The following is a 20,934-nucleotide window of genomic DNA, read 5'->3' as shown; positions in this document are numbered from 1 at the left end:
TGTGCGGTGTTCGGCATGACCGGGTTGCTAGCTGTATCTTCCCGGATAAAGCAGCAACTGGTGAGGACATGACGAAGAGAAGTAGGGATCAAGTCCGAAAGGAGGCCCATGCCAAGGGCCTCTACCCCGCGCCGCTCAACGAGGGGCGTTCGCGGAACATGCAGGCGAACCGGAGGACGAATACCAAGCCGGAGGTGGTGCTGCGCAGTGCCCTGCACCGCCTGGGCTACCGGTACCGGAAGGATCTCAGGCTCGACCTGGAGGGGGTCAAGGTTCGGCCTGACATCGTCTTCACTGCGAAGAAGGTCGCGGTGTTCGTCGACGGTTGCTTCTGGCACGTCTGTCCCGAACACGGCCGACGGCCAACGGTGAACGAGTGGTATTGGACGCCAAAGCTGCGCAGGAACATGGAGCGTGATCGCACCGTCAACGCTGCCCTTGAGGCTGCTGGATGGCAGGTGGTTCGGCTGTGGGAGCACGAACCGCTCACGTCTGCGATCGACGCGGTGGTGGCGGCAGTGCGGCCTGGCTCTTCCGAACATGTCAGCGAATCTAGCGGATTGAGCCGACATTACCTAGAGTGACATGGCATAGGAGGGTAGCTGCTGCTTGCAGGTCACTAGGCAAGCTGATCTCAAGTGCATTGACATGCCCATATACGGTCTTCATGTTGCAGACGTTACCCGTTGTACCCCTAGGGGCGTAACTTGGCGGACTTGTAAGGCAACATCAAGTGATCTTCCTGGCGCTGACAGGCAACAGTCGCAGCGCGAGTATGAGGCATGGATGAGTCACATCGAGAGTATTGAGTCAGCAGGGCTGCACGCAGCGTGAGCGAAACAGGCTTGGGCTGTTCGTCGGGGGCAAGATTTTAACCCCCTCGTCAAGCAGTTTGCGAAACTACGCGGTAAAAACCTACTGACTTGCTTGACGGAACTTAACCTACCAGCCACGATGGTCGCACCTCTTGTGCTCCAGCAAGTAGCAAGTGATTCTCGCTTACTTGTCCGTTCAGATCTGTTATGCCGCTTCGTGCCACCCCTGGAGGGATGTCAAGGCGCACAGATTCCCAACGTCCAAGGGAAGAGGTGTCAACCGGAGCATGGTCCGTGATCCATTGCGAATCAACCATGCCGATGGCGTTGGCCTCTTTATCTGTCCCCACAAGCACGACCACTAGCCGCCACTTGGGATCAGTGAGCATGACTTCGAACTCATTGCGCGAGAGGTAAATGCTTAAGCGCCCACGCCGGGTCGTTGACTTGATCTCAAGATGGAGGCAGAGTCCATTGCCTTCCACTGATACGTCATAACCTAAGCCATCGGCGTACGCGGCGACGTGGGTCGCGGTGACAGAGCCAATCTCCTGCAGGAGACGTAAAAGCGCCAATTCTCCTGCAGAACCGACTTCTTGTCGAGTTCGAGTATCTATTTTTCCCCAGCTCATGCGTACCGCTGCAAGCACTTCGTGTGAGCTTAACCCCAGAGCTTCTCCCACAGCTGACGCATCCTGAGGAAGATCATTTGCAGTTGTAATTAGTTGGTCGGCATCCTGTAGCCAGAGTGGATTGGCGTGGAGAAAAGCGGATTTAAGTAAAGCGATTTCCATGCGTCCGGAGACGTGAGCTGGACGACCTCTATCGTCAATCACTCCGGTATCGCGCAGCCAACTCAACGCTGCACTGTACTGTGTCAGCGTTAAATCCCTATAGGCAGGGTGAGAAGCGAATAGAGAATAGGTGCGATCGATCGAGGAATGCTGAAGATGGTTTACCCAGCGCATCGCCGCACGTATGACTGGTTCAGGAGGTAGGGCCGACATGAAGGTGCCTTAGCATGGCCTTTACATCGGCCGAATCCATAGTACGGCCGGCGACTGGTTCCTCTTGCAAATCTGCGAGCTGTTCGACCTCTGGGTCGTCTAGAATTGCGCCCATGAATCGCAATTTTGTGCTCAAACGCTGTTCGACCATTTCATCTATGGTCTCCGCAGTAGCGAGAACTGTCACATTGGTTTCGATGTTTGAAGATAGTCCCAGGCGGTGTATACGGTCCAGGCTCTGCAAATACCTGCCGGCGGCGAAGTCTCGATCCACATATACAGCGTCATGGCATACTTGATGAAGGCTGATGCCTTCGCCGAGAGTTGCGGGATTAGAGAGTAGAACCATGCAGTCCGGATCCTCACGGAACCGCTTGATCTGGTTCTCTCTGTCAGGTGTCCCGCCGTGCACCATAGCAGGCTGATGCTCCTTCAGTATAGACTCTAGAGTAGTCAGGCTCCTGACAAATGTTGACCAGACTAAGGTCTTTCGCTTGGTCGAGGAATTGGCTAAGACGATGTCGTGTGTTGCTTCATATTTAGGTGACATCTCATGGTTTGGCAGATCTTTGAGAAGCTCAGTTAGGGTCCTGTTTTCGGGGATCTCGATGGGTGGCGCCTGATAGAGAAGAGGCTCGTGTTTCGTGGTTCCAAGAGCGATGAGCGCAGGACTAGTAGCAGCCATCAGTAGGTACATTAAAATGCGTCCGAGAGCCTCAAAATCATCCCGAGATCGCGCGGCCCGTGCGCTCATTTCTCCGACGAGCGCTGAATAAATTTCTCCGTGAAGGCTTCCGGGTTTGAATGCAACACGCTGTATTCGGGTAGTAACCGGCGGGAGATTTAGCTCTTTCTTCGTCGTCCGAGTGAAGAAAGGACGAAGAACCTTGCTTGCGTGCTTTAGGTTTCCTCCAGAAACTGCACGGGTCACGGACTGCCGACCGTGGCCTGGCCAGACAAACCCAAAAATATTTTCAAGGTCTTGGACGCCGTTGGGTGCCGGTGTGCCCGTAAGAATCAGCCGTCGTCGAGCCCTGGGGCCAAGAGCTAGGCAAACTGCGCCGTACACGCCTGTAGCACCCAGCTTCATACGGTGAGCTTCATCGAGGATAAGCATGGATGGCTTCGTGGTTAGCCACTTCGCCAGGGCCGTCTCGTTGATGGCCAATCGTTCGTAGTTGACCAGTAGCAACCTCGCTCCTGCATCTACTTTACCGTCGATCACTTGCACATTTAGTGGTTGGGAGAGACATATTTTGTTCTCATACTGCCAGCTTTCGTAAGCTGCCTTGGGGCCAACCACCAGGAGACGCTGGACCAGCCCTTTGGTACGAAGCGCCTGGAAGATAGCTAGAGCGACCCGGGTCTTTCCGGCGCCAGGAACGCTGAAGTTTGCTCCATGCCGAAGGGATAGAAGCTTGGAGATGTCGCGAAGCTGGAATTCTGTTAGTGGTGCAATCCACTCTGGTCCGAGAAGCTCGAAAATTTCGTCCTTGCTCAGTGGAGCTGTTGCGGGAGCTGTGCCTTGCAGATAGGCGGTAGCAGCGCTGGCATCGAGATGGACATCCTCCACTATGGTTCTCAGCTCTGATTGCCAGTCCACATCATGTGGAGATGGCCATCGGCTAAGTTCGCGGAGATTAACAAGTAAATCATCAAGTTTTATTTCAATTACGTTTGGCCCTTTGTGTATGGCCGTACGGAATCGTGGGGCAAGCTGCCGGAGATTCGTTAAATGCTCTTCCGCGGATCTAAGCAGGACAGCTGTGCCGGAAGCCGCGAGTTCAAGCCGGAGACTAGCCATCGTATCCACCTAGTCCTGGCCCGTCGTTGCACGCTGAAGCCAGCTCAAGCCCTTGCCTGGCTCGGCCACACCACGAGATGCTTGCTGCGCGAGTCGTCGCAAAGTGTCACGTAAATTAATGAGCTCCTCGTCGAGGGCATCATTATCGAGTGCACCTTGGCTGCGTGCGCGAGCGATCTCGTCGATACAAAGTTTAAGTTGATCCGTAGCGTCGGACAGGGTGTCCTGGGCGGCGAGCTTCCGTTTCTTTGCGCGTTGGTCACGTTTAGCGTGATCGATACTGTCGTCGACAGCTTTCGTTACTGCTGTAATGACCTTACTCGCCTTGGCTGTCTCTGCTGTTGTCAGCTTAGAAGACGCATTCATCTGAGCTTGTGCTTGAAGCACCTTGTCCGTAAGTGCGCGGATCTCCTGCGCCTTAATGGAAGAATCGGGTACTGATATGGTCAATCCAGGGATTCCGATTGAATCGGGCAGGGTTGCCGCCGTAGGCTTTAGGTCGGGCGATAGCCTCGGTTCCAGATATTTCTCATGGAAGCCCTCTTCAACCACCCGGACATCCGTCTTTGAATGTCCGATTGCGACGGCCAGAAGTCGGCTCTCCCTGAGCTGATCAGCTAAATCTCGGTCCTTGCTCTCGGCGACAGTATAGGCTCGATGTAGTTCCTTAAGCTTTTCTTGATCTTTTTCAAAATCGATCAGGTGCATACTCGCACTGCTGCCATCAGCCAAGGTAACGCGACTTCGCTCGATTGCATCTTGAAGGAAAGCCAGAACCCAGCGATCTTGTTGAATGGCCTTTTGTGTAGTTCGGAAGGCTTTAGCGAGCTCTATAGTTGTGCGTCCCTTGCTTATTTGCTCTTCAATGGTAATGAGTCGATTGATGTAGGAATACTCGCGGCGATGTTCTTTGCGGAGCTGAAGTTCTAGCTCTACTGCTCCGATGTCTTCCCAGCCCCAGTCGCCGGGCAGTACACCGACTCGAATATTTGGATGCCCTAGTTCTTTGAGAGCTGCGCGACGGGTGTTGCCATTGACTAGAATTCCCGTTGGCGTGATGATGCCAGGATCCTTCTGCCCATAGCTCTTCAGGTCATCCTGAAGGCCCTGGAAGTCAGGGTCGTCGCGCTCTGGGTTAGCAGGGTTAGCCTTAAGGAGGTCATGTAGGTACTCTTGGCTCTCCTCTGCCCATGGGTCGGTCGTCAGCCTCGCATCCCGGTCGGCGTCGTGCTCCCGCTGTGCTCGGATACGATGAGTTTCAGGGTTGTAGTAGAGCATCGCGACAGGCATGTCGATCACTTCGATGCTCAGTTGCCGACCACGCCATTCGATCGTGACGGTCTCCCTGGTGCTGTGGCCCTTACGAACCTCATCGAGGCGCTTGTCCACCAGCGACTGAATGTCCTTGCCGGCGGGTGGGGCGGTCGGGACCATCGGATGTTCTCCCAGAGATAACTTCGTGCGACAGATGCTTACGTACCATGCTATGGATAACTGACACATCTAGGCTCTCGGCTTAGATGATCTCGCGGCAAGGGGGCCGACGTGGTTCTTCCCGACTGGAGCGATACCACTACTAAGCGTGGCACGAAGATCCGGATCGCGCTATGGTTGCTGTCGGAAGTCGGTGAAGGCAACCTTTTCACGAAGGCCCAGCTCCGAGATGCTTTCCCTGGGGTCGAGCAAGTTGATCGGCGCATGCGGGACCTGCGGGACAACCGCTGGGTGATCGCGACGAACAAGGATGATGTCACACTCGATCCGAACGAGCTCCGGTTTGTCAAGGCCGGCGATGAAGTGTGGAAGCCTGGGAGGTCTGCTCCTTCTGGTGACGCCCTCACCGCAAAGCAACGTGCAGTGATTATGGCCGCAGACGACTACATGTGTGTGGTGTGTGGCATTACAGGAGGGGAGCCTTACCCTGACGCACCTCACCTGGTAGCGCAACTTTCTGTTACGCGCCGCGACAGTGAGTCACTGAACGGTGTGAGGGAAGTCCAGTATGTCACTGAATGTAAGCGATGTCGTGCAGGTGCTGCTCCGGGAGTAGTCGCCAGCTTGCCATCTGTACTCGAAAGTCTCGGAGCCCTCGACGTAGACGAGCGGGAAGCTCTTGCGCTGTGGATCGCCAAGGGGCGTCGTCAACCTACAAGGGTTGATCAGCTATGGTCTGAGTACCGCCGGTTGCCGAGTGATGCGCGAAAGATGATTCATGATCATCTCAGACTTATCCCTTAGCGCAGACAACGGTTTGACGCGACTTCTCAGGTCTGGCCGGTAGCGCCGCGAGACGCAGCCTATCTTTGCCCTTGACGGCATATGTCAGGTGTCGGAGAAGGCTGCCGAGTCGTTTCGGCTCAGCCCCTGCATGATCTGATTGAGCTGCCGGTCCCCATCAGGGTGGCCATTTCGGCTTGCCGCGGCGAACCAGCGTCCCGCTGGGCCAGTCTCGCCTCTGACAAGGTGCAACAGAGCCATGTGGTAGGCGGCATCGGCGTGACCGTTTGCCGCAGCCCGCCCGTAGTAGATCGCGGCGGTGGGAATGTCGCCTTGGCCGTGGGCGGACTGGCCTAGGAGATAGGCGTGGTCGGCAGCGGCTGTCCTTCCCGCGGCTCCGTTAATCTCTGTGTGGAGAAGAGACCCAGCATGTGGGTGTGCACTCCGGGTTGCCGAGGCAAGCCAGAGTCGTGCCATTCGAGGGTGCCGGTCCAGCGTCAGAAGGACCCCAAGACGAAACGCAGCGTTCGCTTCGCCCGCCCTTGCTGCCTGTGCGAGATCAAGTCCATGTAGGCCGTACCACTCTTGGTACTGGCGCTGATGGATGTTGAACTCGCCAACCGAGAGCCTCCCGGCGCTGGTGGTTGGAGCTGTCGCAGTGGATGGTAGTGCTGAGACCTGTCGAAGATTCTCGGCGCTTGTCACCAATGGTGAGATGGTTGGCTCGGCGACGGCTGATGGTGAATCCTGAAACAGGGTCTCAAGTTTTTCGCGCCAGATGTCACGTTCGGCCGCAGGGTCCGGTTTGGCGTGGAGTGGCCCACTGTCCCACGCGTAGTATCTGCAGGCCAGAACGAAAGACAAGATTCGTGTGAGCTTCGGCCGGCCACCTCGATTCCCGCTAAGGAAGTCACTCACGCAGGTAGGGGAAAGCCCGGGTAGCCTTCTGGCTCGGGCCTTCCCTTCGACTAATTCGGACAGTCGGTATGAGAAGTGCGAAATCTGGCGGATAGAGGGCTCATCGCACGAATGCTGCACTTCGCGCAAGCTGGTCGCAAGAGCAACCCATCTTGTGTCAGGTGATTTCTGAGTGATGGGATCCTCCCGCTGGTCGGTGACCTGCGCCTCTCGTGAGCAGGGAGACGCCCCACACGATCATCGCTTTGCCCTAATGATCGCATCTGCCGCATGAGCTCATGTACATCACGCTGTTCTTTTCTGTTCCGTTTTGTTCCGACCGAAAACGTCGGATGATCCTCTTATTTTTGGGCGGATCTAGTTGCTTGCTCAAGAGGCACATGCCGGTCCAGGCTTCTGTGCTTTTCTGTTCCGCGTCGATCTGAGTTGATCTTTTTGCTTTACTGCGGCCCGGCGACCATGGCTAGCTGTACTTGCCCGAGGATGAGGACGAGGACGCGAAGGATCTCCCATGAACGTCGTGGTTAGCCAGGTCGTATCCATCGTCGTGATGGTTGTAGGTATGAGCCTAGTAATTGCCGTGGCTCTCTTGCTGAAGCGGACAATGGACTGGTTCTCGCGTTCGGACGCGAGGATTTTGCTGGACAGTTGGAAGGTTGGTCCTCCGCTGGAGCCGGTCATCGATCGCCAGTGGGATGACGATCTCCAGTACGCGGACTCTGAAGGCTTTGCTTTTGAGCTCTCGGATGGCTGGAATCTGCTGGATCTTGATCCCTGGCAGTTCGAGCAGTTGGTCCGTATGCTTCTGAAGGCCATGGGGTTCGCAGAGGTGCGACTCACGCGTGTCGGGGGTGATGGAGGCATCGATCTCGTAGCGGTGAATGAAGCGCCAGTGTTGGGTGGGAAGGTCGCTATACAAGTCAAGAGGTATGCACTCCATCGCAAGGTGGATGTCCGTCCCATTCGTGAGATTGTTGGTTCGGCTCAGCGACGGAACTTCACCAAGCAAGTTGTCATGACCACATCAGATTTTACGGCTCCTGCTCGCGATGAGGCTGCACGTTTATCTGTTGAGCTCTACAATGGCCAGCATCTACTCTGGTTGTTCAGAAAGCATCTACAGCGGGACTTTGTTATCGTTTCTCCGGTTCCGGGTTCCAGCGAAAGTAGCACTGATTACTAACGGACGATGATAACTGTTGGTAAATCAATGGACTGTGCTCGATTGCGAGCCACGCCGTACACCGGCTCCGACGGGGAGCCCGCCACCATTTGGACAGCCCAGGTCGGGCCGGACGACATGGACGGCACCGTCAGCGCCGCGGCGCACCTGTTCCAGGCATGCGTTCGCAAAACAGCCGACCTCCGGGTAACAGTTGTCGGGAAGCGCGTGTTCTGCGTCCGGATCGACTCCGACCTGCTCGACTGGCGGCAGGACTACGACCGTCTCTCCTACACAGTCATCGAGCCGCCGCCCGGACTCGCCGACGCCTGCCTCGCCTACCTGGGAGAGTTCGGCCTGAGCTTCGGCGCTTTCGACTTCGCACTCACCGGTGACGGCACTCCGGTGTTCCTGGAGTGCAACCCCAACGGCCAGTGGGGATGGCTGGAGGACGCCACCGGGCTGCCCATCGCCGCCGCCATCGCCGATCTGCTCCTGGAGGACTCGACGTGACCACCCGCGAAAACCCCGGCCTCGCCGTACGGCTCCGCCGTACCCTCGCCGACCGGCTCGCCCGCACCGGTTCCCTACGCGACGCGGCCTGGTGGGACGCGGTCGAGGCCGTACCCCGTGAGCGGTTCCTCGGTTCGGCGGTCGCCAGAGGCACCGAGGACGGTGCGTGGCAGGTGACCCACCGTGCGGAGGTCACCGAGGACGAGTGGCTCCATCTGGTCTACCGCGACGAGACCTGGGTGACGCAGATCGACGGGAGCATGGTCGAGGGCGCGCATGGCACGGTCTCCGGAGCGCCCACGTCGTCATCGACCCTGCCCGGCCTGGTCGTGCTGATGCTGGAGGCCGCGGGGATCTCCGATGGGGACAAGGTGCTGGAGGTGGGCACGGGCACCGGTTACTCCGCCGCGCTGATGTGCCACAGGCTCGGCTCCCACGCCGTGACCTCCGTCGAGTACGACCCGGCGGTGGCCGGCCGGGCCCGTGCCGCGCTCACCGCGGCCGGGTACGCGCCGACGCTCGTGACCGGGGACGGCCTGCTGGGATATGACAAGAACGCCGAGTACGACCGGCTGATCGCCACCTGCTCGGTCCGCTCCATCCCGTTCTTGTGGATGTGGCAGGTCCGCGACGGTGGCACGATCACCGCGCCGCTGTCCGGGTGGATGGGCGGGTCCGCGTTCGCGCACCTCACGCTCGACGACGACGGCACCGCGAGCGGACGGTTCCTGAGGGATGACATCTCCTTCATGACCGCCCGTCCCCACGGCCCGCCGCCGATGCCGTCCGCCTACCTCGTGACCGGGGATGCCAGGGAGAGCCGGGTGGATCCGGGGGTTCTGGACGATCCGGCCGGGCTGTTCGCCGCGCAGTTGGCCGCGCCGTCGGCGGTGAAGCTGGGCGGCGGTGACGAGGTCGTCCTGTGGGACGTGGCCACTGGTTCGCTGGCCGCCACCGGGCTTGATCCGCAGGGCGGCTGGACAGTCCGCCAGCGCGGGCCGCTGCGGTTGTGGGACGCGGTCGAGCACGCCGTCCTGACCTGGCAGGCAGCCGGGTCTCCGCACCAGTCGACGTACGGCCTCACTGTCACCGGGGAGCGTCAGTACGTCTGGCTGGGCGACCCTGACGGGCCGAGCTGGGACCTTCCCATCTGAGTGACGCTGACGCTGGGATGCCCCGGCCGTACGAGACAAGTCGTCCAGGTATCCCCTTGTGAACTCCCCGCCGGTGGACATCAGGGGGAGTGGAAGTTGACGGACCTATTGGCGATGAAACGCTGGATCTGCTCGGCATCATGGGGATGCCTCTGCGCAAGAAGGCCGAGGGTTACGCCGGATCAGGGATCATGACGTCCGTGAAGCAGCCGCTGCGGGCACCCTTCACCGGACAGAGGATGTGTTCATGATCAGAGAACGGCAGATTCTGGCGTGCTCCGGGCTGTTGTATCCCCCTGAGGGGTTCCCTCCGCAGTACGTAGGCGCCCAGATATGGCAGGCGATGCAGTTGGCCGGCGTGCGCAGGCCGCGGGTGTGTCTCATCGCCACGGCGGTCGGCGACTCGCGGGAGTACATCGACCGTTGGTACGCGCGGGCCGGTTCCTTCGGAGATGCGGACCTGTCCCATCTCCAGTTGTTCGTCCAGCCGAACGTCGCCGATGTCCGAGCTCATCTTCTGGCCCAGGACGTGATTTTCGTGTCGGGGGGCAGTGTGGTGAATCTGCTGGCAGTATGGCGCGCGCACCGGCTCGATGCGATCTTGCGGGAGTGCTGGGAGGCGGGTGTGGTGCTGGCCGGCCAGAGCGCAGGCAGTCTGTGCTGGCATCTGGGTGGAGTGACCGACTCTTTCGGCGACGACCTCGATGCCGTCAATGACGGCTTGGGCTTCCTGCCGTTCAGTAACGGTGTCCATGACGACCTGGGCGATCAGCCCCGGAGGTCGCGTTTTCGCCAACTCATCGGCGAAGGGGTTCTCCGGCAGGGGTACGCGTCTGAAGACGGCGTGGCTCTCCACTACGTGGGCACCCGGCTTCACGAAGCCCTGGGTGTCCTTCCTGACCGGAACGCATGGTTCGTCGAACCTGATGGGGAAGGAAAGCACCGTGAGACAGCCTTTCCCGCTCGATGCTGGCTGCCATGAGCCGAAGACTGCATGCGTCGGGCCGGCCAAGAGCCTTTGCTTGAGGTTCCTGCTCAGCCTTTTGGCCGTAAAGTGATGAGTAGAATGCTCGCTGCGGCCCAAAGGGCTCAACGTCTCGCGGTGGAAGTCGGTGAAGGAGATAAGCCGCTGTCATCCTTTGGGCAGCCTGGCCAAAATGTTGCCAATGCCACTGAGTTAGAGGCATTAAGCTCCCTGGGAGGGCCGGATCATGACGTTTACCAGATCCGTTTTTCCCAGTCGCCACTCGCCGTGGGATATCGCGAGCCCACACGTTTGAAGATCACGCCCAGTCAGCAGAGAATCTTGGGCGAAGCCGCGGACTTCCTGCGAACGAAGCAGCCAAAGGCTGGTGTCGCAGTTACCGGTTTGGTGGTCCGCCTGTTCCGGGAGGGAAAGCTTGGGAAGGGGGAGGTGGTTATACAGGGAGTCGACGACGACACAGGTAATGCGCGGAGATTCCGCGTTGAGTTGGATGAATCCGACTACAAGTCGGCAGTGCGAGCACATGGAACCGGCCTCGAAGTCACCGCTACCGGTGATCTCGATATCCGTGGAACGCGCCGCTCGCTGCGTCGGTTGACCTCCTTCTCGGTTCTCCCTGGGCTTGAAGACGATTAGGGGTTCCAGGGTCTGGGAGCGCGGAGCCGATGGAGGCCGTCCAGCGAGTGTTCAAGGCCGTCAAGGGGGAAAATCCAGGCTTGGTTATGCTCGAACGGTGAGCTCCGCGAGAACGCTTGTGCTGTGGGACATCGACCACACGTTGGTCAGCATCGACGGGGTCGGCAGGGACATCTACGCCGAGGCCTTCCGCCTGGTCACCGGGCAGCCGATGGAGCGGGTCGCGGCCATGGCGGGGCGGACCGATTGGGCGATCACGGTGGAGACGCTCCGGATGCACGGCGTCGAGGTAACGGACCGGCTGCTGGACTCCTTCGGAACGGCCCTCGCCGAGGCGTTCGTCGTTCAGGAGGCGGCGATCTCGGAGCGGGGCAGGGTCCTGGCCGGAGTGCGTGAGGTGCTTGACGCGCTGGCGGGCCGGGTCGATGTGATCCAGTCGGTGCTCACCGGGAACATGGAGCCCCTCGCGATCGGCAAGCTCAGGGCGTTCGGGCTGGAGCACTTCGTGGACTTCGAGGTGGGCGCCTACGGGATGGACCACGAGGACCGCGCCGTGCTGGTGGGCATGGCGCAGAAGCGCGCCACCCGGAAGTACGGGGAATCCTTCACCACGCGCAACACCGTGCTGGTCGGGGACACGCCGAACGACGTCCTCGCCGGCCACCTGGGCGGAGCGAGGGTGGTCGCCGTCGCCACCGGCTCCAGCGATGTCCGGGCTCTGAAGGAGGCCGGCGCCGATCTGGTGCTGGAGGACCTCGCCGACACAGACGCCGTCGTGCGGGCCGTACTCGTCGCGGCGGATGGGTAGAGCGCGCTTCCGGATCTGGATGCCCGGCATCGTCCCCGGGACCGAGTGGGCCGCCTACTCCGCAGCGAATACGGCGGATTGAAGGACGTGGCGCAGGCGGACCAGGGGCTACCGCACCGTCGCCGACCCGTACAGGAAATCGAGTGTGAGCGGTGGCGCCGGCGGCAGGGGCTCGGCGTGCTCGGCCCGGAAGGACTGTAGCAAGTACGCCACCAACCGTCGCGACCCCGCCGCCGCGGCCTCGCTCGTCCCGGTGGCGACGCCGCAGTTGGCCTTGAGCAGCAGCGTCAGGTCGGCCAGGTCGAAGTCGGCACGCAGTCGCCCCGCGGCCTTGGCCCGCCGCGTCACCTCGGCAAAGCCCTGCTCGGCCCGCACCCGCGTACGCTCGTAGTCGATCGCGTCGGGGAACGCCGTCAGGAACGCGTCGGTGAACCCCCGATCGGCGACCTGCATCGTGCACACCTTCTCGATCGCCGAGCAGAACCCCCGCCACGGGTCCGGATCGGCCAGCGCCTCGTCCACGACCGACGCGCACGTGGCGAGCTCGTCGCCGAACACCTCCGTGATCAGCGACTCCCGCGACGGGAAACGCCGGTAGAGCGTGGCCACGCCGATTCCGGCGCGCCGCGCGATGGCCGCCATGGGTACATCGAGCCCGCGCGTGGCGAACGCCTCCCGCGCGGCCTCGAGGATGCGCACGCGGTTGTGCCGCGCGTCGGCCCGCAGCGCCTGTGCAGGCTCCATCTGAGAGGGATGACCAGGCATGTTTCTCACATTAACGTAAATGGACGACCCCATCCGCTTAGCTGGCTAGCGTCACTTACGTGGAAATGAATGCGTCTGAGATGCGCGCGGCCCTGTTCGACCGGTACGGGCCACCGGAAGTGCTGTATGTGGGCACGGTGCGCAAGCCGGTCCCCGGACCCGGCGAGGTGCTGGTGCGCGTGCACGCCGCCAGCGTGAACGGCGGCGAGCTGCACGGCCGGGCGGGCAAGCTGCGGCCCGTGACCGGGCTGATGCAGCGGGGCTTCCCGAAACGCATGGGGCTCGACTTCACCGGTGAGGTCGTCGCCCTGGGCCCGGACCCGGCCGAAGCCGGCCCCCGGGTGGGCGACCGGGTGTGGGGCGTGCTGGACCGCACGTTCGGCAGCGTCGCCGAGTACCTGGCCGTCCGCCCCCGTCACCTGTCCCTCGTCCCGGCGGGCCTCGACCTGGTGGAGGCCTCGGCACTCCCGGTGGGCACGACGGCGATCACGGCACTGCGCGACAAGGCGAAACTACAGCCGGGCGAGCGCCTGCTCGTACGCGGCGGCAGCGGCGGCGTCGGCGTCGTGGCGGTGCAGCTCGGCAGGGCACTCGGCGCCCACGTCACCGCCCTCGCCGGAGCACGCAACCTCGACCTCGTCCGCGACCTCGGCGCCCACGAGGCCTATGACTACGCCACCACGCGGCCTGCGGATCTGCCGCGGTTCGACGTGGTCATGGACACCGTCGGCACCGAGCACCCCGCCTACCGGCGCCTCCTGACCCCGTCGGGTCGCATGGTGGCGATCGCCTTCGACATCAACCGGGTCGCCGCGTCCCTGTCGTACGTCGCCGCCTCCACCGTGTACGGCCGGCGGCGCGTGCGCTTCTTCAGCGGCCGGCCCACCCACCGCCTCCTCGCCGACCTCACCAGGTACGTGGAGGCCGGCGCCATCCGCCCGGTAGTGGACACCGTGTTTCCCCTGGAAGAGATCGCCAAGGCGCACCGGGCCCTGGAGGCGGGCGGCGTGGGCGGCAAGATCATCGTCCGCATCGTCTGAGACCTGGGGCCGTAGTCATATCCGGCCGGAAATTTCTGCTACCGGCTGTCTCCGCAGGCCAGCGGCTTCCGAGAAGACCGTGTTCGCGGAAGCCCTCGAAACGAACACTTCCAAGAACGTGCTCCAGGGGGCGATGTACGGCCAGCCCAGCGCTTCCGAGAACAAGCGGCCGGACCGCAAGCGGGAAATCTCGTCTGGATATGACTGACACCCGATCACGGCGGTCGCCAGCATCGACAAGGTCGGCCCGCAGGCATATCGGCTCAGGTGCACCGCTCATATCGGTTCACCCGAGCCGCTTCATATCGGGTCGAGTGAGCCGCTCACATCGGCTCGGGTGCGCCGCCTCACATCGGCCCCGGTGAACCGGCTGCCGCGGCCCGTGTGTCGACCAGGCGGACCAGTTCCGGAAGAGTCGTGCCCAACGGGGCGTCGACGGCGAGGGTCGCGTATTTGTCGCCGCGGGTCGGACCCTGGTTGACGATCGCCACGGGGATGCCGAGCTTCGCGGCGTGCAGGACGAACCGGCGGCCCGACATCACCGTCAACGACGATCCGAGAACCAGGAGCAGGCGTGCTCTCTCCACGAGGGCGAAGCACTCGCGCACCCGCCCCGCCGGGACGGTCTCCCCGAAGAAGACGACGTCGGGCTTCAACACCCCTCCGTCGCACGCCCGGCATCCGACCACCTGGAACCCGTCGGCCTCCGCGTCTCCCAGGTCGGCGTCACCGTCCGGGTTGACCGCGGTGGCGCGGGCGCCGAACTGCGGATTCGCCTCTGTCAGGCGACGGTCCAGCTCCTCCCGCGAGGTCGAGTCGCCGCAGCTCAGGCAGATCACGTGGTGCAGGCTGCCGTGCAGTTCGACGACCGCCCGGGCGCCGCCCGCCTGGTGCAGGCCGTCGACGTTCTGCGTCACGACGCCGGCCACCAGGCCCCGCCGCTGGAGGCGCGCGACCGCGTGGTGGCCGCTGTTCGGCATCGCCCGGGTCATCGCCCGCCATCCGACATAGCTGCGGGCCCAGTAGCGCCGCCTGGCCGCCGGGTCGCCGACGAACGTCTGGTAGGTCATCGGGGTGTGCCGGCGTGCGGCCCCGCTCGGCCCCCGGTAGTCGGGGATCCCCGACTCCGTCGACAGCCCGGCCCCGCTCAGCACCACGACCTCGCCCGCGGTCAGCAGCTCCGCCAGCATGCTCGTACTCTCGCTCACCCTTCCATGCTGCCCCACCGCATGTGCGGAGCGGTCTCCGGCCGCCGTCGAGCCGCACTGCCCTGATCTTTCCGGGGATGGGGGCTCCGATCCGCTCTCCGCTCGTCGGTAGGACAGGGCTTTTCGAGCGTGGCGCGGGCGTGTCAGCAGCGGGTCCGGTCGGTGTAGACGTGCAGGCGTGTCAGCGGCGGGTCCGGTCGGCGTAGACGTGCAACCGGGTCGCGGCCTCGGCCAGGTCGGCGGAGGCCGCAGTGCAGGCGGCGATGTGGGCGTTCACGGTCTCCCGCAGCCATTCCGGCGCGACGCCGCCTCCGTCCAGCCGGGCCCCGATCTCCCGCAGGCGTTCGGCGCATTCGGCGAGCACGCGGGCATCGGACCGCAGGACCTTGGCGTGCGCGGTGATCGCTTGGGGAACGGCGGGCATCCGGATGCTCCTTCAGTCAGACGGCCGAGGCCGCCGGGTCAGGTGGTCCGCACCGGGGCGCCGGCGGCGCGGAGGGTCTGGTGGGCGACGGCGGACAGGCACAGCAGCGGGCGGGCGCCGTCGAGGCCCAGCTCTCGCAGGTGCCGTGCCATGGGGTGAGCCGCCTGCCCGACGGTCAGCCGTGCCCGTGGCGCGGGATGCGCCCGTCCCCGGCCCCGGGTCTCGACGCACGACCGCAGCGTGGCGCCCTCGCGGTGGGAGTAGCCGACCAGGTCCCAGGCCCCGGCCGGGATCCCCGGGCCGAGGGGGCCGCGGAAGGTGAGGAGCCTGTCGTCCGGGCCGCCGGCCACGATGCGGGCGGACCTCGCCGTGACTGCGACGTCCAGAGGCGCGACGGACGGCTCGCAGCCCCAGATCTCCGGCGCCACGGCCGACACGGTGTCGGTGTCGACCACGGAGTCGACGAGAAAGCTGCCGGAGCGGCGGCGGTCCGCTCTCCGGACGAGATCCGGCCAGACCCGGAACGGCCGCGCCCGCCACGGGTCGTGCACGACGATCCCGAGGTGGACCTCACGGTAGCCGCCCAGGCTGGTCCGCCGGTTCCAGAACGCGTGGACGGCGACGAGGGCGCGCCCGGCGACCTGGACGGCGGGCCCGAGCCCGGTCCCCTCCAGCAGGGTCGCCGCCACGCCCGGATCGGCGGCGAAGTAGGCCGTGAGGGCGGACCCGTCCTGGCATCTGACCGGCAGTTCGAGCGTCCCCCGCGAGGTCGCCGCCGGATAGGTCGGCACGGTGAGGAAGGGGAAGCCCTCGGGGTGGGGGTCGCGGTCGGACAGCAGGTAGACCTGCGAGCGGGTGACCGGGCCCCGGTACGGCGTGAGCTGACGGTCGATCCGGTCGCGGGCCTCGGGCAGGTCGTCGGCGAGGTTGGCGGTGTAGTGCTCGATGCTGTGGCAGATCGGGAACAGGTGGGTCGGGTCGAAGTAGTCGACCACGTACCAGCCGGGATGCAGGTCGAAGCAGCCGCCCGCGCCCTGCCCGTCCAGGGTGGGGATGATGTCGTGCTGGTTGGTGACGCTGGCGATCCACGTCCGCGGGTCGGCGGGCTTCTTGAAGTCGACCGGCGATCCGACGGCCACGGCGTGGGTGACGGTGTAGCGGGCGCAGAACTCCGGGTCCTGCGCCAGGTTCATGATCGCCGCCCCGCCCGCGCTGTGCCCGATCAGGGCGATCTCACCGCCCGGCGGGATGCCGAAGTCGTCGACGGCTTTGATCAGCGCGCGGCTGTAGGGGCCGCTGTCCAGTACGGCGCTGCTGAAGGCGCCGAGCAGGTCCTGCGGGGAGTCGTTGTCGGGCCGGCCGGACCTCATGCCGGGTGCCTGGACGACGTGGCGCACCACCCCGTCCGGGCCCGCCACGCTCTGGATGAGCACCCGCCCGGTCGTGCCGAGGGCGCCGAGGTTGCGGAGGAAGTCGAGCAACGACCCCTTCGAGCTCAGCCGCGCGGCCTCGGCCGGAGTGGGCTCCAGCCGGCGCGCGCCGCCTTCCCCCGTGTCGAGGACCGCTACGGCCCGGTTGCTCAGGCCGATGATCGGGTCGGCGCTGGCGTACCCCTTCCCGGTCGCGATCAGCCAGGCGGCGGTGTCGTTGAGCGGGTTCTCGTCCAGCAGGGCCCGCAGGGCGAGCACCTCGCCGAAGACCGGGGCGAGCTCGCTGAGCGTGCGTACGGCGCCGCGGTCCCTCAGCAGCGCGCGCAGCGCCCGGACCGACTCGATGTCGCGGTCGGCGCCGACCGCTCCGATGAGCCTGCCCAGCAGAGGGTCGTCGACCAGCTCCGGATGGTCCAGGGCCACGGCGGTGATCCGCAGCCGCAGCGAGGTCGCCAGGACGAGGACGGCCAGGCTCTCCGCGCCCGCCATGCCGCCGAGCCTGGCCGCGAGAGCGCCCAGCCGTCCGCCGGCCACCGCGTATCCGAGCCCCCTCCGGTCGGTCACCGCGCGGAGCAGGGCACGCTGGGCCCGGTAGCCCTCCGCCGGGGCGTACGGCAGGGCGCCGAGCACGGCGCCGTCGGTGAGCGCCGCCGTGGCGTGGACGGACGCCTCCTGGATCGCCACCCCGATCTCGGCCAGCTCCCGGGCCGCGGTGCGCAGCAGCGGCTGCGCGGCCGCGGCACCTTCGGCCAGGGCGCCCTGGGGGAGGGCACCTCCGGCCGGGGTGACTTCGGCTGGGGTGTCTGCGGCCTGGGGGCTCTGGGCGGGGGCACCTCCGGCCGGGACGGCCTCCCCGCGGGCGTCGGATCGGGGGTGGTTCCCGGAGGCATCCGCGCCGCTCACCGCGCTCCTTGCCGGGTCATGCTCACGAAACGCGGTCGCGGGTCCTCCGGGACGTTGCGGTGGAGCACGTCCGACAGCGTCCGCGTGGTGGCGATGACCTTCATCCCGTGCGGGGAGAAGGTCGCGACGTTGAACACCCGTGACGCCAGCAGCGGATTGGTCAGCGCCTGCGAGAAGGCGTCAATGGCGATGATCTTCGTCAGGAGCGGCGGCAGCATGGCGTTCGGGGCTCCCGGCTCCTCGGCGAACAGACCGACGTACAGATCCAGGTCGTCCACGCTCCGGTAGAGCTCGCCGAGCGCCTCGCTCACCCTCGCGTCACCGGAGACCTGGTCGAAGCGGCGCACGCGGGGGAAGCGGCAGTGCTCGCGGTAGCTGTTGTAGGGGGCCAGGTTCAGCGCGCGCGATTCGGCGACGCTGGCCACGTCCACCGCCCGCAGGACGGGGTCGGTGTTGAACAGGCCGATGCGCCCGGCGCGCTGCAGGGAGGCGTCCTCGAAGAGCCGGCCCAGGCCCGGCCCGGGGATGAGCGCCGCACCGACCATGGTCTCCGCCATCGGAAGCTCCCGGTCGCCCACGGCCAGTCTGGAGGGGATCAGGCTGTGCCAGCGGTAGACGAGGTTGAACTCCGCCGAGGCCCAGTTCTCCCGGTACCAGGGCGCGTGGGCCAGCATGGCGGAGAGCCGCGGATCCAGGGTGAAGCGGAAGTGGTAGGGCGTGATGTGGTTGATGTACTCCTCCACCACCAGCTTGATGAGGAGCACGATGAGGATGTTGCGCGCCGTCTGGAACAGGCGCTCGTCGTCCCAGCGCGGATAGTGGCCGGCCAGGAGGCGGGCCACCCTGTTGTGCTCGCGCAGGAACAGCACCGTGAGCATGGTGAAGCCGATCTGGATGTTGCCGCGGTCGCTGCCCGTCGCGAACAGGGTGTCGCGCTGCGCGTCGGTGAGCTCGTCGAAACGGATCACGCTCAGCGCGGAGAACTCGTCTTTGATCTTGCCGTTCTCGCAGAGGTGGGGAGGGAACTCCGCGCCGTCGACGATCCGGCTCTTGAGCAGCCCGCCGTCGAACGTCCGGAGGGCGGCGGTCGCCGCCTCGTCGAGCCCGTAGAGCTGGTTCAGGTCGATGTGGTGGTTGGAGCTGTTCTTGCGCGGATCCCTGGGGATGTGGGTGTCGCCGCGGAGGAACCCGTCGGTGAACCACTGGGCGAAGTAGGCGAACAGCACGGTGGACCGGGGACACGGGATCATGGCGTCACCCCGGGCGAACAGGTCAGCGGCCTGTTCGGGCGTGGGCCGGCCGCCCTCGGGCCCGGTGACCGGCGGCATGTGACGCCCGCTGAACGTCCGGTCGGTCAGCGAGGCCCACGAGGTGTAGTCGGCCATGGTGCTCAGCGGCTCGGGCCGCGGCGGCATCTCGCGGACCGCGTGGTCGATCAGCGAGGCGTTGAGGCGCCGCCGTACGGGCTGGACGCGCTGTGCGAGGTCCCACAGCGGACGTCCGTTGGTCAGGGCCAGGAACCTGAGGCGGTTGGCGGCGCCGTCGGTCGCGATGCTTCTCGCCCGCGCTCTGGTGGGTGCCACTGTCACGCCCCCTTTCCGTTCGGGCCGAGATTCCCGTCCGAGCCGGGGCTTCCGTTCGGGCCGAGATTCCCGTCCGAGCTGGGGCTTCCGTTCGGGCCGGGGTTCGCGTCCGGGCCGGGAGTCCCCTCCGGGCCGAGACCCAGGACGAAGCGGTCGGGGAAGATCCCGTGGCTGCGGGTGATCGCCCCCTCCGGCGGCGGGAGCACGCGCACGCCGGGGCGGCGGAACAGGCGGCGCACGACCTCGCAGATGACGACTCTGGCGGGGTGCACGCCGAGGCAGGCGTGGTGGCCGTGTCCGAAGTGCAGCCGGAGGTGCTCCGGCCGGTCGAGGCGGAAGTCGTCCGGCTCCTCCACCACGTCCGCGTCGAACATGGCCGAGGCCGGCGCGGCGAGCACGAACGTCCCCGCGGGGATGACCGTCCGGTGCGGGGTGCCGGCGGCGAGGACGTAGTCGCGCTCGCACAGCCGGGGGAGCAGCTTGAAGAACGGGCTGAACCGCAGCGCCTCCCAGACATAGCGATCGAAACGGGCGGGATCCGGGTCGGCGGCGGCGTCGGCCGCCTCCGCCCGCACCCGGGGGCGGAGCATGAGCTGCTCCACCGCCTCCACCATGGCTCCCGGCCCGCTCTCCACGAACCCGAGGGGCAGCCCCGCCATGTTGATCAGCAGGCGCTCGTCGTCGACGCCGACCTCGGCCGGGAGGGTCGTGCGGATGAGGCGGCCGAAGACGTCATCCGGCGCCTCGCGCCCCGCCGCCAGGGCGGCCCGGCGTTCGGCGAGCCGGCCGCGGAGGTGGGCCATCATCTCCTCGCCCGCGCGGACCGACCCGGCCTGGATCGCCGGGTCGCCCTGGAAGTTGGCGAAGCCGTCGGTGATCACGGCGCGAGTCCACCGCGACAGGGTCTCCGGAGTGGGCCCGGGGAAGCCGAAATACTCCCCGCACACCCGCAGGGCGACGTGCCGGAACAGCTCGCCGACGGCTTCGATCCGCCCCCGCCGCGACGCGGCGTCCAGAGCCTCGTCCGCGATCCGCCCCGCCAGCCCGCGCAGGTCCGCCGCGTCTTGTGGGGCGAGCATGACCTGCATCAACCCCTTCTCCCGCCAGTTCATCGGCGTCGCGTCCCGGCCCAGCATGAACGGGGCGCCCAGCGCCGCGTCCAGGCGCGGGCCGAAGGCCCGGACCGTGAAGGTCTCCTCCCGGGAGAGCACCTCGACGACGTCGGCGAAACGGGTCACCACGGTGAAGGCGGGCGTGACGAAGATCGGCCGCTGGGTGCGGAGCTCCGCGAAGAAAACGCGCCAGTCCGTGCGCATCCATTCCCGGACGAGGCCGAGGGCGGCCATCGGATCACGCGCCACGGCCACGTCGTATCGCTCCAGATGGCCGCCCATGGTCGATTGATCGACAGCACCCATGCCGTAGGACCCTCCGCTTTACGCGTGAACCGACCACTGAAGCCATGGCGAACAGAGATCGTCACTTTCCGTAGCCACAATCTAGGCCGGCGATACATTAGCTCAAGATGGCTACTGAATGCAGTGTTTTGACTCCAGTAAGTA

18 protein-coding genes are annotated in these 20,934 nt (G+C 64.7%); 9 read left to right on the top strand and 9 right to left on the bottom strand.

Annotation, left to right across the window (positions count from 1 at the left end; translation table 11 throughout):
- Positions 1-68: 68 nt before the first annotated feature.
- Complete coding sequence (locus BM085_RS22505) at positions 69-584, top strand: very short patch repair endonuclease (protein WP_093888910.1); 516 nt, start codon at positions 69-71, stop codon at positions 582-584.
- A 353-nt stretch (positions 585-937) separates the two neighbouring features.
- Here the strand turns inward: BM085_RS22505 and BM085_RS22500 are convergent, their stop codons facing one another.
- The 3 genes from BM085_RS22500 to BM085_RS22490 are packed head-to-tail and all read right to left on the bottom strand — an operon-like array spanning position 938 to position 5,060.
- Positions 938-1,783: a protein NO VEIN domain-containing protein gene (locus BM085_RS22500; RefSeq protein WP_177245219.1), complete on the bottom strand. Its 846-nt coding sequence runs from the start codon at positions 1,781-1,783 to the stop codon at positions 938-940.
- Between the two features lie 19 nt (positions 1,784-1,802).
- On the bottom strand, positions 1,803-3,626 hold the full coding sequence (locus BM085_RS22495; protein ID WP_093888990.1) for a DEAD/DEAH box helicase: 1,824 nt from the start codon (positions 3,624-3,626) through the stop codon (positions 1,803-1,805).
- A 9-nt stretch (positions 3,627-3,635) separates the two neighbouring features.
- Complete coding sequence (locus BM085_RS22490) at positions 3,636-5,060, bottom strand: ParB N-terminal domain-containing protein (RefSeq protein WP_093888908.1); 1,425 nt, start codon at positions 5,058-5,060, stop codon at positions 3,636-3,638.
- A gap of 111 nt (positions 5,061-5,171) precedes the next feature.
- Here BM085_RS22490 and BM085_RS22485 point away from each other — a divergent pair, with 111 nt between their 5' ends.
- From BM085_RS22485 to BM085_RS22455, 7 genes are all read left to right on the top strand, one after another.
- Positions 5,172-5,864 (top strand): hypothetical protein, encoded by a 693-nt coding sequence (locus BM085_RS22485; RefSeq protein ID WP_093888907.1) that lies wholly within the window; start codon positions 5,172-5,174, stop codon positions 5,862-5,864.
- A gap of 1,408 nt (positions 5,865-7,272) precedes the next feature.
- Positions 7,273-7,944, top strand: a complete 672-nt coding sequence (locus BM085_RS22480; protein ID WP_093888906.1) for a restriction endonuclease — start codon at positions 7,273-7,275, stop codon at positions 7,942-7,944.
- Positions 7,945-7,986: 42 nt separating this feature from the next.
- Positions 7,987-8,436, top strand: coding sequence for an MvdC/MvdD family ATP grasp protein (locus BM085_RS43280; protein ID WP_143121022.1), 450 nt, complete (start codon positions 7,987-7,989; stop codon positions 8,434-8,436).
- Positions 8,433-9,590 carry an ATP-grasp peptide maturase system methyltransferase gene (gene tgmC / locus BM085_RS22470; protein ID WP_093888904.1) on the top strand — a complete coding sequence of 386 codons (1,158 nt, stop codon included), beginning with the start codon at positions 8,433-8,435 and terminating at the stop codon, positions 9,588-9,590. Before BM085_RS43280 ends, tgmC begins: the two co-directional genes overlap by 4 nt.
- A gap of 247 nt (positions 9,591-9,837) precedes the next feature.
- Positions 9,838-10,572: a Type 1 glutamine amidotransferase-like domain-containing protein gene (locus BM085_RS22465; protein ID WP_093888903.1), complete on the top strand. Its 735-nt coding sequence runs from the start codon at positions 9,838-9,840 to the stop codon at positions 10,570-10,572.
- Positions 10,573-10,692: 120 nt separating this feature from the next.
- The gene (locus BM085_RS22460; protein ID WP_177245218.1) at positions 10,693-11,211 is read left to right on the top strand and encodes a hypothetical protein; all 519 of its coding nucleotides are present in this window, start codon (positions 10,693-10,695) and stop codon (positions 11,209-11,211) included.
- 97 nt (positions 11,212-11,308) lie between these two features.
- Positions 11,309-12,019, top strand: a complete 711-nt coding sequence (locus BM085_RS22455) for an HAD hydrolase-like protein (protein ID WP_177245217.1) — start codon at positions 11,309-11,311, stop codon at positions 12,017-12,019.
- 108 nt (positions 12,020-12,127) lie between these two features.
- Here BM085_RS22455 and BM085_RS22450 read toward each other — a convergent pair whose 3' ends face one another.
- Complete coding sequence (locus BM085_RS22450; RefSeq protein WP_245789554.1) at positions 12,128-12,763, bottom strand: TetR/AcrR family transcriptional regulator; 636 nt, start codon at positions 12,761-12,763, stop codon at positions 12,128-12,130.
- A 101-nt stretch (positions 12,764-12,864) separates the two neighbouring features.
- On the opposite strand from BM085_RS22450, the gene BM085_RS22445 reads away from it, so the two are divergent.
- Positions 12,865-13,824 (top strand): NAD(P)-dependent alcohol dehydrogenase, encoded by a 960-nt coding sequence (locus tag BM085_RS22445; RefSeq protein ID WP_093888900.1) that lies wholly within the window; start codon positions 12,865-12,867, stop codon positions 13,822-13,824.
- A 347-nt stretch (positions 13,825-14,171) separates the two neighbouring features.
- Here BM085_RS22445 and BM085_RS22435 read toward each other — a convergent pair whose 3' ends face one another.
- The 5 genes from BM085_RS22435 to BM085_RS22415 all read right to left on the bottom strand — a co-directional run bounded on the left by BM085_RS22435 (position 14,172) and on the right by BM085_RS22415 (position 20,790).
- A complete protein-coding gene (locus BM085_RS22435) occupies positions 14,172-15,014 on the bottom strand; it encodes an NAD-dependent protein deacetylase (protein ID WP_093888898.1) in 843 nt (280 codons plus the stop codon).
- A 199-nt stretch (positions 15,015-15,213) separates the two neighbouring features.
- A complete protein-coding gene (locus tag BM085_RS22430; RefSeq protein WP_093888897.1) occupies positions 15,214-15,456 on the bottom strand; it encodes a hypothetical protein in 243 nt (80 codons plus the stop codon).
- Positions 15,457-15,494: 38 nt separating this feature from the next.
- Positions 15,495-17,789, bottom strand: coding sequence for an alpha/beta hydrolase family protein (locus tag BM085_RS22425; RefSeq protein WP_093888896.1), 2,295 nt, complete (start codon positions 17,787-17,789; stop codon positions 15,495-15,497).
- On the bottom strand, positions 17,786-19,378 hold the full coding sequence (locus BM085_RS22420; RefSeq protein ID WP_245789552.1) for a peroxidase family protein: 1,593 nt from the start codon (positions 19,376-19,378) through the stop codon (positions 17,786-17,788). Before BM085_RS22420 ends, BM085_RS22425 begins: the two co-directional genes overlap by 4 nt.
- Positions 19,375-20,790, bottom strand: a complete 1,416-nt coding sequence (locus tag BM085_RS22415; RefSeq protein ID WP_245789550.1) for a cytochrome P450 — start codon at positions 20,788-20,790, stop codon at positions 19,375-19,377. The genes BM085_RS22420 and BM085_RS22415 overlap by 4 nt, the downstream gene beginning before the upstream one ends.
- Positions 20,791-20,934: the final 144 nt, after the last annotated feature.

Source organism: Streptosporangium canum, from assembly GCF_900113865.1.
Taxonomy (GTDB): Bacteria; Actinomycetota; Actinomycetes; order Streptosporangiales; family Streptosporangiaceae; genus Streptosporangium; species Streptosporangium canum.
The sequence above is the reverse complement of the archived record's forward strand: the minus strand, read 5'-3'. Positions and strand labels throughout refer to the sequence as shown.

Excerpts from the sequence above, each read along its gene's own strand:
- BM085_RS22495 (WP_093888990.1), bottom strand. The coding sequence starts at position 3,626 with ATGGCTAGTCTCCGGCTTGAACTCGCGGCTTCCGGCACAGCTGTCCTG.
- BM085_RS22480 (WP_093888906.1), top strand. The coding sequence starts at position 7,273 with ATGAACGTCGTGGTTAGCCAGGTCGTATCCATCGTCGTGATGGTTGTA.
- BM085_RS22435 (WP_093888898.1), bottom strand. The coding sequence starts at position 15,014 with ATGCTGGCGGAGCTGCTGACCGCGGGCGAGGTCGTGGTGCTGAGCGGG.
- BM085_RS22430 (WP_093888897.1), bottom strand. The coding sequence starts at position 15,456 with ATGCCCGCCGTTCCCCAAGCGATCACCGCGCACGCCAAGGTCCTGCGG.
- BM085_RS22445 (WP_093888900.1), top strand. The coding sequence starts at position 12,865 with ATGCGCGCGGCCCTGTTCGACCGGTACGGGCCACCGGAAGTGCTGTAT.
- BM085_RS22450 (WP_245789554.1), bottom strand. The coding sequence starts at position 12,763 with ATGGAGCCTGCACAGGCGCTGCGGGCCGACGCGCGGCACAACCGCGTG.
- BM085_RS22465 (WP_093888903.1), top strand. The coding sequence starts at position 9,838 with ATGATCAGAGAACGGCAGATTCTGGCGTGCTCCGGGCTGTTGTATCCC.
- BM085_RS22505 (WP_093888910.1), top strand. The coding sequence starts at position 69 with ATGACGAAGAGAAGTAGGGATCAAGTCCGAAAGGAGGCCCATGCCAAG.
- BM085_RS22500 (WP_177245219.1), bottom strand. The coding sequence starts at position 1,783 with ATGCGCTGGGTAAACCATCTTCAGCATTCCTCGATCGATCGCACCTAT.
- BM085_RS22490 (WP_093888908.1), bottom strand. The coding sequence starts at position 5,060 with ATGGTCCCGACCGCCCCACCCGCCGGCAAGGACATTCAGTCGCTGGTG.
- BM085_RS22415 (WP_245789550.1), bottom strand. The coding sequence starts at position 20,790 with ATGGGTGCTGTCGATCAATCGACCATGGGCGGCCATCTGGAGCGATAC.